Annotated in this window: 12 protein-coding genes; 3 read left to right on the top strand and 9 right to left on the bottom strand. The window is 69.9% G+C overall.

Annotation, left to right across the window (positions count from 1 at the left end; genetic code table 11):
- The first annotated feature begins 44 nt into the window (after nucleotides 1-44).
- Together C7H75_RS08960 and C7H75_RS08955 are read left to right on the top strand one after the other, a co-directional pair.
- Nucleotides 45-440: an SdpI family protein gene (locus C7H75_RS08960; RefSeq protein ID WP_005514228.1), complete on the top strand. Its 396-nt coding sequence runs from the start codon at nucleotides 45-47 to the stop codon at nucleotides 438-440.
- A 31-nt stretch (nucleotides 441-471) separates the two neighbouring features.
- Entirely contained in the window at nucleotides 472-1,770 is a 1,299-nt protein-coding gene (locus C7H75_RS08955) for an HNH endonuclease signature motif containing protein (protein WP_106851236.1), read from the top strand.
- 361 nt (nucleotides 1,771-2,131) lie between these two features.
- On the opposite strand, the gene C7H75_RS08950 is transcribed toward C7H75_RS08955, so the two are convergent.
- The 9 genes from C7H75_RS08950 to C7H75_RS08910 all read right to left on the bottom strand — a co-directional run bounded on the left by C7H75_RS08950 (nucleotide 2,132) and on the right by C7H75_RS08910 (nucleotide 10,740).
- Entirely contained in the window at nucleotides 2,132-3,019 is an 888-nt protein-coding gene (locus tag C7H75_RS08950; protein WP_175271913.1) for a spermidine synthase, read from the bottom strand.
- 102 nt (nucleotides 3,020-3,121) lie between these two features.
- Nucleotides 3,122-4,066 (bottom strand): ABC transporter substrate-binding protein, encoded by a 945-nt coding sequence (locus C7H75_RS08945; protein WP_022595013.1) that lies wholly within the window; start codon nucleotides 4,064-4,066, stop codon nucleotides 3,122-3,124.
- A gap of 24 nt (nucleotides 4,067-4,090) precedes the next feature.
- Nucleotides 4,091-4,798: a class II aldolase/adducin family protein gene (locus tag C7H75_RS08940; RefSeq protein WP_022595012.1), complete on the bottom strand. Its 708-nt coding sequence runs from the start codon at nucleotides 4,796-4,798 to the stop codon at nucleotides 4,091-4,093.
- Between the two features lie 10 nt (nucleotides 4,799-4,808).
- The gene (locus C7H75_RS08935) at nucleotides 4,809-5,966 is read right to left on the bottom strand and encodes an LLM class flavin-dependent oxidoreductase (protein WP_106851235.1); all 1,158 of its coding nucleotides are present in this window, start codon (nucleotides 5,964-5,966) and stop codon (nucleotides 4,809-4,811) included.
- Complete coding sequence (locus C7H75_RS08930) at nucleotides 5,963-7,009, bottom strand: LLM class flavin-dependent oxidoreductase (protein WP_106851234.1); 1,047 nt, start codon at nucleotides 7,007-7,009, stop codon at nucleotides 5,963-5,965. Before C7H75_RS08930 ends, C7H75_RS08935 begins: the two co-directional genes overlap by 4 nt.
- Nucleotides 7,006-8,043: an ABC transporter substrate-binding protein gene (locus C7H75_RS08925; protein WP_106851233.1), complete on the bottom strand. Its 1,038-nt coding sequence runs from the start codon at nucleotides 8,041-8,043 to the stop codon at nucleotides 7,006-7,008. Before C7H75_RS08925 ends, C7H75_RS08930 begins: the two co-directional genes overlap by 4 nt.
- Nucleotides 8,040-8,852 carry an ABC transporter ATP-binding protein gene (locus C7H75_RS08920; RefSeq protein ID WP_005514240.1) on the bottom strand — a complete coding sequence of 271 codons (813 nt, stop codon included), beginning with the start codon at nucleotides 8,850-8,852 and terminating at the stop codon, nucleotides 8,040-8,042. Before C7H75_RS08920 ends, C7H75_RS08925 begins: the two co-directional genes overlap by 4 nt.
- Nucleotides 8,849-9,703 (bottom strand): ABC transporter permease, encoded by an 855-nt coding sequence (locus C7H75_RS08915; protein WP_005514241.1) that lies wholly within the window; start codon nucleotides 9,701-9,703, stop codon nucleotides 8,849-8,851. The genes C7H75_RS08920 and C7H75_RS08915 overlap by 4 nt, the downstream gene beginning before the upstream one ends.
- Before the next feature lie 2 nt (nucleotides 9,704-9,705).
- Entirely contained in the window at nucleotides 9,706-10,740 is a 1,035-nt protein-coding gene (locus C7H75_RS08910) for an NrtA/SsuA/CpmA family ABC transporter substrate-binding protein (RefSeq protein WP_106852001.1), read from the bottom strand.
- 352 nt (nucleotides 10,741-11,092) lie between these two features.
- Here C7H75_RS08910 and C7H75_RS08905 point away from each other — a divergent pair, with 352 nt between their 5' ends.
- On the top strand, nucleotides 11,093-11,479 hold the full coding sequence (locus C7H75_RS08905; protein ID WP_005514244.1) for a hypothetical protein: 387 nt from the start codon (nucleotides 11,093-11,095) through the stop codon (nucleotides 11,477-11,479).
- Nucleotides 11,480-12,760 lie beyond the last annotated feature (1,281 nt).

Below are 12,760 nucleotides of genomic sequence, written 5' to 3'. Positions count from 1 at the left end.
CGTCGATTCACCCGATTCGACCGCACCTGGCCTAGCGTGGGGACATGGATTCGATCGGCTTGCGGATAACCCTGTGTCTGACGTTCGTGATCGCCGGTATCGCGATCACCTGGACCTCACGCGCGGCCGCCACCGGACGCCTTGGGAGGAACTCTCTCGCGGGCATCCGCACCCCGACGACCATGCACAGCGACGAGACCTGGTCCGCTGCACACGGCGCGAGCAGGCCGTGGACCGATATCGGCGGCGGACTCGCGATCGTCGCCGGCCTGAGCGCACTGATCCCGATGTCCGAAGCGATGCTCACCGCTCTCGGCTTCGCCGGCGCCGCGTGCCTGTTGGGGTTCACCCTCGGCGGAGCCTGGGTCGGAGTACGAGCAGCGCGCGAGGTGGCTTCGGACGACGACACCTCAGAGGCAAGTCGCACCATGGAGCATTGACTCGAACATCAGTTCGAACTAAACTCGGGTCATGAATCCGGGGGGACTCAATTCGCTGGTAACGGTCACCGCACCGCGACCAGAAGACGTGCACACGCTGCCAGAAATCCTGCTGGTACAAACCGGCCTCGACATCTGCCACGCGATCGAACAACTCGAAGCACTACGCGCAGCCACCATCGCCGAAATCGACGAGCGCGCAGTCTCGTTCGACACCCTCGGATTTCGCAGTGTCAAGCAGTGGCTGGCCGCGAACTCACTGTTGGAGGTACCGGCCGCCGCACGCATCCTCGCATTGGGCCGGATGCTGAGCCGGCAACCCGAGATCGCCGACGCCTTCAACGCCGGAGATGTATCGGCCGAGCATGCTTCGTTGATCGGGAAGTTCTGCGAAACCCCGCCGCGCGGCATGCCCATGGAAGCGCTCGATTCGTGCCGGAAAGTGTTGCTGGACGCCGCGTCCGGCCCCGCCGCAACCACCACGACCGTCCGCACCTGCATCTCCCGGCTGGAGCGGATCTTCGAATCCGACGAACTCCCACCCAGCGAAGACACCGAACACAACGAATTCCACGCCTCCAAAACACTCAACGGCCGCGTCTCCGTCAAAGGTGACCTCGACGCCGTCACCGGCGAGATGCTCCTGACGGCACTCTCGGCACTGACCAAACCGAGGAATCTTCTCGACGACCCCGCCGAAAAACGCACCCCGGCACGGCAGCGGGCGGACGCATTCGCCGAGATCCTGCGCCGCTACCTCGACTCCGGCGACGCCCCCACCGAGGGCGGCGAGCGGCCCCACCTGTCACTCCATGTGAACGCCAGCGATCTCGCCCGCAGCAAGTCGGCTCACGAGTGGACGCATCCGAACGAAGGGTCGGACCTGTTCGGCGACAAAGACATCGCACGCCTACCCCACACCGGGCCCCTGTCGATCGCCACCGCCCGACGGCTCGCCTGCGACTGCCACCTCACCCCCATCGTCATGGACGACGGCGTCCCCCTGAATCTGGGGCGCACCAGCAGGACCGTGTCGAAGAAACAGCGCCGCGCCCTGATCGCCCGCGACCACGGCTGCGCCTTCCCCGGCTGCGGCGCACCACCCGCACACTGCGAAGGCCACCACATCAAACATTGGGCAGACGGCGGACCCACCGACCTCGACAACCTCGTCCTACTCTGCCGCTACCACCACACCTTGCTGCACCACAGCCACTGGGAAGTCCACATAGGCCCGGACAGAAAGCCGTGGTTCACCCCACCCAGCACCGTCGACCCGCACAAAAAGCCCGTCCCCGCACACGGCCGAGCCGGACCCCGCGCGGCCTGATCGACGCCTGCGCGCGGACGTGCACAGGCGCGTGACCACGCAGCGCCGAATCGGGTATACCCCCTCAGGGTATTCTATGTGGGGTTCCGCGAGTACCGAGTTCGAAGAGAAGGGCAGCTTCCATGTCATCGACGGTCGGCATGATCCGCGCTATCGCCTCACATCCCGGTGTCCGAGCAGCAGCGCGATGCGTGGCATTGTGCGCGCTGAGCGCCGCGCAGCAAGGTGTCGTGAGTGAGAAGTCCACCCGGCGAACGCGATCGGTGAACGGCTGCGGCAGCAACGGCTGACGGAGCAGGGCGCTTGCAGAGAACCTGCGGTGGCGTCGACGGCTGCCACCGCAAAGATGGCGCTCGCCGCCTCAGCCCTGCGGTGGTTGCGATTCCGCAGCGGCTGCTGCATCGTCCCGGAGCACCCTGGCCGACTCGGCGAACTTCCGAACCTGGGCGTCCTGCCACACGTGCGCCTGAGTACCTCCGCCCAGGACGCGGCTCGCGAGGGCCGACGACGTCGCGATCGGGACGTCGCTGCCGGCGATCACGATGTTGCCGTCGCGTTTGCCCTTGAGCATCGCCGGGTCCGCGATGATCGCGGTGTGCTCGAACACCTCGCCGATGGTCGCCGCCTCGGCCCGGGCGCCACGCAGGTCCGGGGTATCACCGCAGTTGACGACGTAGATTCCGCCCGGCGCGAGCACACGGCGTGCCTGGCGGGTGAACTCGAGGGTGGTCAACGGACGTGGGGTGCTGTTGCCCGCGAACACGTCCCGGACGATCACATCGCGGCTGTCCTCGGTGAGCGTCTCGGTCACCGCCCGCGCCTCCCCCACCCGCACCCGCAGGAGCGGCGCGCGGGGCAGGTCGAACCACTCCCGCACCAGCACGGCGAGTCGGCCGTCCAGCTCGACGACCACCTGCCGCGCATCGGGGTACAGGGACGCGAAGGCCCGCGCGAGCGTGCAGGCCCCACCGCCCAGGTGGAGTACACGCAGTTTCGACGACGAATCCCACTGGGAAAGAACCAGTTCCGAGATCCACCGCATGTAGTCGAACGCCAGCGTTCGCGGATCGGCGAGATCGATGTGGGAACTCGGCTCACCGTTGATCCGCAGGATCCAGCTCTGCTGGTCGAACGGATCCTCCTCGAGCTCGCAGTTTCCCGTATCGATCTCGTAGGTGCCGGCGACAGGCCCGCCGTCGCCACGAGGATCGCGGCCCTCGCTCCTGCGGCCGCCCCGCTGCCTGCCCATCGACGCCATCCCTGCTGCTCACCAGCGCCGCAACCTCAGCAGACGCTCGGATACCAGGGTAGCGGTGGGCGGCAGCGGGACGGCCGCCGGATTCCCCTCCCCTCAGACCGTCGCCGGACGGCTCGCCTCGACGACCTCCCCGATCCACGGCAGCACCGCGTCGCGCACGGTGACGGCACGCGGCAGCAGACCGTTGGCGTGCAACAGGTCGGCCGCACGCTGCTGCTCGTCGAGGAACTCATCGGTCACCGCGCCGATCCCGAAGGGTCGTCCGCGCAGCGCCTGTTCCCATCGGTCCAGGTCGGCCGTACCGCCACGACGCTCCGCGTCCTCGACGAAGAAGCGCGCCGCTTCGCGCGGATTCGCCACGATCCAGGCGTCCGACTCCTGCAGCGCCGCGATCACCGCCTCGAGCTCCGGGCGGCGGGTCTCGGCGAACTCCCGCCGCACGAACCACAGCGACGGGTGGCTGAACAGTCCGTCAGTGTCGACGAGGGTCCGCACCTTCGTCTGCGCCTCCACTTCGGCCAGGCCCGGGTAGGCGCCGACCCACGCATCGATCTCCCCGGCGAGGAGCGCGGCTCCGCCGCGGTCGACGTCGACGTCCACCGGGACGATGTCCGACCACGTGAGGCCGTCGCGGTCCAGTGCCAGCAACACCAGGGTGGTCTGCCACGAGCCGTGCGCGACACCGACCCGCTTGCCGCGCAGGTCCGAAACCGTCCGGATCCCGGACTCCGACAGCGCGACCAGCCGGCCGTTCTCGACCCGCGGTCCCGAGATGCCGACGTACACGAGGTCGCGGCCCTGACCGAGACCGGTGATCGGCGGAGTGAAGCCGGTGCCGATGACGTCGTAACCGCCGGCCTCGAAGAGCCAGTCCGAGTGCAGCGTCGGCAACCCGTGCCGCGGATCGACCCGCTGCGGCGCGGGCAGCTCACGCAGGTCGACCCACTCGACGTCCGGCAGGCGGAGTTCGAGCAGTCCGTTGTGGCGCAGCGCGAACAGGGAGTTGTTGTTCGGGAAGTACCCGACTCGAATCGTCATGGGAATGCTCCTGACTGTCCGGGCTCAGACGAGTCCGCGGCGGCGGGCCTCGTCGAGCAGGCCACTGCGGCCCCACTGGGCGACCAGATTGGTGGCATCGAAATCGACGGTGCCGCCGACCAGTTCGCCGAGCGCCTGGTACTGCGCACCCTCCTCGAGCAGCACCACGAACTTGGCGAGCTCGAGCAGTCCGGCGCGGCCGATGACGTTGACGCCGCCGTTGGCCTCGAAGATGGCGACGAGATCCGGGTCGTCGACGAGGCGGTCGAGGATGAAATCGCCCGGCGACTGGCTGCGGTCGATGTGCGGTGGGATGTCCCGCGAGAGCGTCAGGCGCTGCGAGGCTGCGTACTTGATGCGCAGCGTGCGGTGGGTCTGCGCCCACCCGCCCAGCCACGGGGTGTGCACGTGCACGATCGACGTGATCTCGGGGTGCTCCCGAAACACCTTGGCGTAACCGGTGACGAAGCCTGCGGGTCCGTCGCCGGACAGCACCTCGCCGTCGAACGTCGCGAGAATCGGCTTCGCACTGCGGTCCTCGGCCCACGGTCCGGGTTCGTTGAGCGCGACCGCCAGTTCCTCGCCGGGCACGCGCTCGACGAAGTTGACGGTGCCGTTGGCGGAGACGGTGCCGGTCTCCCGGAACACCCGGAACGCGGTGTCGGCGGCGCGGCGGGCGTCGTCGACGAACGCCTCGATCGCGGGAGTGATTCGAACTTCGGTGCTGGTCATGGGACTGCTCCTATCGGACGGAAAGACTGCGGACCGGGGTGGGCGTGGTGCGGCGCAACAGCGGCAGCACCTCCTCGCCCACGCGGTAGGCCTCTTCGAGGTGGGGGTTGCCGGCGAGGATGAAGGCGTCCACGCCGAGATCGATCAGCTGGTCGAGGCGCTCGGCGACCTGCTCGTAGCTGCCTACGAGCCCGAACGCCGGTCCCCCGCGGATGAGACTGAAGCCGCACCACACGTTGGGTTGGACCTCGAGGTCGCGATAACCGGTGATGGTCTCCGGCACCCAGCCCGCGATGCGGGCAGCTCCCACCGAATCACCCTGCGCGGCGCGATTGGCGGCCTCACGATCGACGAACGCCCACCCCTTCTCGATCTCGGCCCACGCCGCTTCCTCGGTGTGCCGCGCGACGACGTCGATGCGCACCGCGAACTTCGGAGTTCGTCCGAGCTTCGCGGAATGCTCGCGGACACCGTCGAACTTGGCGCGCAGGTCCGCGAACGGCTCGAGCCAGGACAGGTAGTAGTCGGCGTGCGCGCCCGCCGCCGCGACCGCCGCACCGGACGACCCCGAGAAGAACACCTCCGGGAACGGCTGGCCCGCCAGCAGCGGTGGCAGTGCGGCACCTTCGGTGCGGAAGAAGCGTCCGTCGTAGTCGAACGGCGTCCCGTCCCACACCCCGCGCAGCACGTCGAGGAACTCGGTGGTGCGCGCGTAGCGGTCGTCGTGCGCGACCTTGTCACCCCACCACAGCTGCGGTGCTCCCCCGCCGCCGCTGATGATGTTGTAGACGAGCCGGCCGCCGGTGGCACGCTGCAGGCTCGCCGACATCCGTGCCGCCTGCACGGGATGCAGGAACCCGGGCTGGAACGCCACCATGAACCGGTACGTGTCGCTCTCCCGCGCCAGCGCCGACGCCGCCGCCCACGGGTCCTCGGTGATCGGGAACGACGGGAGCAAACCCCCGACGAATCCGGCCGACTCCGACGCCTTCACCACCGCCGCCATGTGGTCGATGTAGCTGTACCCGTCGAGTTCACCGCCGCGGATCGCCGGGGCGATGTTGCCGGGACCGTGCCCGCCCGCGTGTCCACGGTTGTAGCGGCGCGGAGTGCGCAGCGACGCGTGGTCGCCCTCCATCCCGATGCGCCAGTAGAAGTCGGTGCTCATGCGGAGATCTCCTGTCCAGCGAGCGTGCGGCCGGCGGGGTCGACGAGGTGCAGCAGGTGTTCCCCGACGCGGTGCAGTTCCTCGAGGTGCGGGTGTCCGGTGAGGACGAAGACCTCGACACCGTCTTCCCGGTAACGCGACAGGGCCTGCGCCACGTCCTCGTAACTGCCGACCAGTCCGATCTGCTGCCGGTAGCCGATGCGGTCGAAGCCGGCCCAACGGGATCCGTCCAACGCGAGCGCGCGCACGTCGGCCGCCGTCGCTTCGGGATGCACCTCACGCCACTGCCGGAGGACCCGGGCCCAGGCCTCGTCGGCGTCCTCGCGGGCGACGATCGGGAGTTCGAGCCCGACGCAAACCTCGCGTCCGAATTCGGCTGCGGTGCCGCGTAGTTCGGAGGCCACGGCGGCGATGCCGTGCGACTGCTCGTCCAACAGGTGCACGTCGCCGTGCTCGGCCGCCAGTGCGATCGCCTCGGGGGACGTCCCGGACAGATACACCGTGGGTGCAGGCAATCCGGAGAGGATTCCGCGGAAGCCGCCGTCGATCACGTCGTAGAACTCGCCCGCGAACTCGAAGCCGGTGCCCCCGAAACGCCCCGGTAGCACCTGCTGCTCGTTCCACACACCGCGTGCGACGGTAAGGAACTCGCGGGCCCGACGGTAGCGGTCGGTCCCGGTGACACCGTCGCCGCGCGAACGCGCATCATCGTCGTCGACGTCCACCCGCACTCGCCAGTCGAGCCGCCCCGCGGACAGCCGCTGCAGCGTCGCCGACAGCTTGGCCGCGTACACCGGGGTGCCGAACGCCGGATGGAACTCGACGGTGACGCGGGCGTGCCGGGTCTGGCGCAGAGCGGTGCCGGCCACCACCCACGAGTCGTCCCCCTCGGGGTCGTACGGAACCACGACGCCGTCGAGACCGGACAGCTCGGCAGCAAGGATCGCCTGGTCGAGGAAGTCGAAACCGTCCCGACGTTCGGACACGGCGCCGACGTGCCGGCCGTCGCCGCGTACCGGCAGCTCCCACAGGAACTCGGTCACGATGCCACCTTCCGTTCGGATGCGAGCAGCTCACGGGCCTGGGCCAGCGGCTCGGGTGCCGCCCACGATGCGAGATCGAAGTCGGTGGCCAGGAAGCCGTGCGTGTAGAGGAACTGCTTCTGGACGTCGAGCAGCTCGAGCCGGTCGGCGTCGAGCGTCGGGTGCAGGTCGCGGTGGAACGTGTCGCCGTACGCGGCCTCGACGCCGGCCGCCCCCGAGTTCGTCTCCCGGGCCAGGACGTCGCGGACCTCGTCGAGGTTGCCGGCGGCCCAGTCGGCGGCCCGCAGCGTCTGCGCGAGGAACGCGGTGACCAGCTCGGGCCGGGACTCGAGCAGGTCGGCGTGCACCGTGATCGGCCGCGGGGTGCCGTTGTTGACGCGCAGCCGCTTCGATGCGGTGGCGTCGAGGTCGACGGCGACCTGCAGACCGTGTTCGCGGGCCACCTCCTGCGCCCGCGCGCCCTTGACGTAGATCGCATCGACATCGCTCTGCAGCAGGGCCTCGACGCCCCACGTGGTGGTGCGTGACCGGGATCCGGTGCGTACCTGCGGGTTCGGCTCGGCCGGCACCTCGACGGTGATGACGTCGGCGAACGTGAGACCGCCCAGGCGCAGCGCCGACGCGAAGCCGTGCAGTGCCATCGCCCGCGGGAAGCTGCGGGCCCGGTCGTCCGCCCACGCGGGGATACCGATGCGCAGACCCGCCAGTTCCGCGGGGGAATCCAGGGATGCGGCCGGTCCGACCAGGATCGCCTGGGATTCGTCGATCCACGTCAGTCCGACGAGCCGGGTCGGTGCACCCTCGGCCCGCGCCGCGAGCGCGGGCACGTTGCCGCCCTCCCGGATCAGACTCGGCAGCCCGTGGTCGAAATGCCTGCCGGCCAGTTCGGCGTCGGCGTCCTGCAGGATGCCGAACCGCAGCCCGGCGTCGTCGGCCGTCTCGGACAACCAGCCCAGCGAATTCGCGAGCCCGCTCGCGGTCGGGACGGGGCACCGTGTGTACCAGAGGGTGTCGAGGGGTGATGCGATGGTCACGGGGTACTCCTTCCGGGGTGGTGAGTGGCGTCTCTGCCGACGCCGAGCTCAGCGAGGAACGCCGCGCGGTAGCGCAGGGCCTCGGGGTCGTTGCGATCGCGGGGACGTGCGAGGTCGATGTCGACATCGACCGCGAACGATCCCTCGTTGAGGATCAGCACGCGATCGGCGAGACGGACGGCCTCGTCGACGTCGTGGGTGACGAGCAGGACAGCGGGCCGGTGCCGAGCGACCAGATCGCCGACCAGGTCCTGCATCTGCAGGCGGGTGAGGGCGTCCAGCGCGGCGAACGGCTCGTCGAGCAGCAGCAGTTCCGGCTCGCGGACCAGTGCCCGAGCCAGCGCGACTCGCTGCGCCTCACCACCGGACAGCGTCGCCGGCCAGTCCCGCTGCTTGCCGGCCAGACCGACCTCGCCGAGCGCTTTGGTCCCGGCCTGCTTCACCGCTGCGCCGCGGCGCTGCCCCACGACGACGTTGCCGAGAACACGCTTCGACGGGATCAGCCGCGGTTCCTGGTAGACGACGGTGCGCTGGTGCGGGACGAGGATCTCGCCGCCGTCGGGCCGTTCGAGTCCGGTGAGCAGGCGCAACAATGTGGTCTTGCCGGTGCCGCTGGGACCGAGCAGCACGACGAACTCGCCGCGATGAATGGTGAGGTCGACGCCGCCGAGGATCGTCTTGTCGCCGAAGCTCTTCCGGACTCCCTGCAGCCGCACCGCGACCGGTTCCCCGGCGCGGCGGGCGGCAGCGGTCGTCGCCGTCCGCTCCCGCTCCGCGAGCGGAGGCAGGGGGGCCTGCGCCGCGCTCATCGGACCACCGCCAGGCGACGCCAGGGCATCGCGAAGCGTTCGACGACCCGCACGATCGCGTCGAAGACCAGACCGAGGGCCGCGTACAACACCACGCACAGCACCATGTAGTCGGTGCGGTTGTACTCCTGCGCCAGCGTGACCAGGTAGCCGATGCCCTCGCGGGTGCCGACCTGTTCGGCGGCGATGAGTCCGGTGATGCTGAGCGACAGGCAGATCCGCAGTCCCATCAGCACGCCGGGCAGCGCGGCCGGGAGGATGGCCTCGGCGACCAGGCGCCAGCCGGTGAGTCCGAATCCGCGGGCGGCCTCGACCATCTTGCGGTCCACGTTGCGGACGCCGAGGTACGTGTAGGCGTACATCGGTGCCACCGTCGCGACCGCGATGAGGACGACCTTGAACGTCTCGTCGATCCCGAACCACGCGATGAACAGCGGCACCAGCGCGAGGAAGGGGACGGCCCGGTTGATCTGCATCGTCGAATCGATGAGCTCCTCACCGAGCGTCGACAGCCCCGACAGAACCCCGAGCACCAAGCCGATGACGGTGCCGAAGAAGACACCGATCGCGGCCCGCTGCAACGACGCGAGCGAGAAGTCGACCAGCTGGCCGGTGGAGTACAGCTCGGCGAACGCGTCCCACACCTTGACCGGCGAGGCCAGCACGGCCTCGGAGATCAGGCCGGTGGCGGATCCGATCCACCACCCTGCGACCAGCACCGCGGGCACCAGCAGACGCAACGGCAGCGACAGCCACGCGGGTCGGCTGCGCTGCCGGCGGTACGCGGGGGTCTCGAGCTCGAGCCCCGCCGCCGCGCTCGGGCGTCCCGCGTCCTTCAACGTCGCGGTCACCGTCAGGCTCCCGGCTTCGACGCGACCGCACCCTGCAGGTCGAACGTCAGGTCGGCGGCGGTGAGCTGCCGCTGGATGACGCCGTTTCGGTAGAACAGGTCGACCACCGACTGTAGATCGGCCTCGTCGGCCGCGGTCGGGTAGCGGAAGTCCGTGACCTGGCCGCCGAGCGCGATCGCGTCGTCGAGGCGCTGACCGCTCAGTGCGCGCGGTCCGGCCTGCTCGAAGACGTTCTCGAACGCGGCCGGATTCTCGCGCTGACGGCGGGTGAGGTCCTTGGTGACCTCGAGGAACTTCTGCACCACCTCGGGATGCTCCTGCAGCACCGCGGTCCGGCCGGCGATGATCGTGTTGTCGACCGACTTGATGTCACCCTCCGTGACGATCTCCTTGGCGCCCTTGGCCTTCGCCTCCTGGTACGGCGCCAGGAACGACGCCCACGCGTCGACCTGTCCGGTCGAGAACGCCGATGCCGCGTCGGTCTGCTGCAGCGGCACCCGTTCGACCGAGTCGATCGGGATGTTCGCCTCGGTGAGCGCCTTGAGGACGATGTACTCGCCCTTGGCGGCCGGGTTCACCGCGACCCTCTTGCCCTTGAGGTCCTCGAGCGACGAGATCCCCGACGCGGCGGTGGCGACGATGCCGCTCTGATCCTTGTTGTACGGATCCGACGTCGCGAAGATCCGGACGCCGACGTCCTTGGACAGCGCGCCGACCACCGGGCTGTACGCGCCGGTCTGGATGTCCAGTTCACCCGTGTTGAACAGTTTGAGGTTGGAGCTGAATCCCGGTGTGGTCTTGACCCATTCGATCTTGGCACCGAGCGGGGCGAGCGCACGGTCGAAGTCTCCGTCGCGCTTGCCGACCGCGATCGCCCCGGAGTTGCCCGGGTCGTACACCTTGAGGGTGAAGCTCTGACCGGCCGGAGCGTCGGCGGACGCCGACGCCTCTTCGCCGCCACACGCGACGACCATACCCGCCAGGGGAACGAGCGCGAGCGCGAGAGCGGCTCGGGGCAGTCGGCGCATACGGAACATCGGGCACTCCTCGGAGGAAGGGAACACATGAAAAGCGAACGCGCCACATCGATTCGACGGCGTGGTGCGGGGGTGGCGGTGAACAACGTTAGGACCGAACGGTCGAGATTCCACCGTTTGCCTTTTACGTGAACACAATGCTTGACACACAGGGGAATTCGTGTCGTCCGGGCCGACAGAGGTTCACATCGCAAGTGGTCCGGTTTAGACTCGCCTGGAGCGGTGAATCGTGATCCCGCGTCGGACATGGGCGCGGGCCCACCCCGAACCGAACGATGGGCGTTCGATGGAACAAACAGGCAGTACCCCGCACAACACCCCCCACACCGGTCACGGATCCGGCAACGGGTCGATGTCCTTGACCGGCGGCGCGGTGCGCGCAGTCTCCGGCATCGCCGAGGTGACCACGTCGTCCATCGGCGCGCTGGGCGGCGCCGCCGTGGGAGGCCTCGTCGGCGGTGTCCGCGGTGCCGTCGGAGGCGTCGCCGGCGGCACCCGCCGCGGCCTCGAGCGGGGCAGCCACTCCACACCCGCCGCGGTGCTGACGATGGCCGCGGCCGGCGCCGTCGGACTCGTCGAATGGCCGGTGGTCCTGACCGTCGGGGGCGCCGCGCTCGTGCTGCGGCAACTGCACGAGCGCGGCGCGCCCACCGACGGCTCCCGCGCGGACGAGGCCGGCGCGGAGGACGACAGCGCAGCGAAGTCCTCCGCCTCGCGGCCGCCGGGACGTGCCACTTAGGTGCGGATTCCGGGGGTCGGATCACTCGTCGAGCAGGCTCGCAGCCTTCCCGGACGGACGGCGCACGCCGCGATCACAACCGTCACGGTGGGAACCGCCGCGACCGCCGGAGTGCTCACGGGCGTGTTCGCGCCCCCGACCCGATCCCGCGACGCGACAGCCGATGTTCTCCCCCGGGTGCCGACCGCGTGGGACGACGGGGTGCTCTCGGCGCGCGTCATCGCGCTGGCCGCCCACTCGGTAGGGTTCGGGGCCGCGGCCACCGGCCGCCTGTTCCGGGTGCCGCGGCTACCGTCCGCGGTCGCCGCACCGATCGTCCTACTCGACTATCAACCCGCGCTGCGCCGATTGCTCGAGGCGGGCATCGGGCGTCCGCGCACCGACCTCCTCCTCTCGACCCTCACCGCCGCGAGCTTCACGCTCGTGCAGGCGCCGCCCCCGCTCGCGATCGAGGCCCTGCTCCGCGCCTCCGTGGTCGGCGAGGTGCTGGCCAACCGGCGCGCGTGGCTACGGAGCACGCACCGCCCGGTGCCCGAAACCGCGGCCCCCGACCTCGCCGCGGCCGGACCGGTGGACCGTCACCTCGAGCGCGCGGCGTGGGCACAGTTGGGCGGGATCGCGGCGGTGGGTGCGGCCACCGGGAGCGTCCGAGCGGCGGGAACGGCGGCGCTCGTCACCGCACCCAAGGCGGCCCGCACGGCCCGCGAGTCGTTCGCGAGCACCCTGGGCCGCGGACTGGCCGACGACCACGGTGTGCTGTGCCGCGGGCCCGACGTGCTGCGCCGGCTCGACGCCGTGACCGCGCTGGTCGTCGATCCGCGTGCGCTCCTCACCGCGGACCTGCGGGTGAGCCGGATCCGCGGCGTCGACGACCACCGCCGCGCGGCGGTGTGGGAAGCGGCACGGACGGCGATCGAGTCGGGAGAACTCGACACCGGATGGCACTCCCTGGCCGGCATCGACAACGCTGCCGAACCCGGAGACGATCCCGACGCCGCCGTGCTGATCTCCCCCGTCCGCGACGCGCTGGCGGGCGCCGTGCTCGAACAGGCCCGCCAAGCGGGCATCACCGTGCACTCCGTCGACGACGAGGCGCTGGGCACGTTGCGCTCGGCGTTCGACGACCTCGGAAAGCCCGGCGATTCCACCGATTCCGACCTCCGGTCGACCGTCGAACGCCTGCAGGAATCCGGGGCGACCGTCGCCGTGCTGAGCGTCGACTGCCCCCGAGCCGTGCTCGCCGCCGACGTGAGCCTGGCCCTGCGCCCGGAATCGGCGGCG

The sequence above is a fragment of the Rhodococcus (subgen. Prescottella) equi genome (assembly GCF_003013675.1).
GTDB classification, from domain to species: domain Bacteria; phylum Actinomycetota; class Actinomycetes; order Mycobacteriales; family Mycobacteriaceae; genus Prescottella; species Prescottella equi.
The sequence above is the reverse complement of the archived record's forward strand: the minus strand, read 5'-3'. Positions and strand labels throughout refer to the sequence as shown.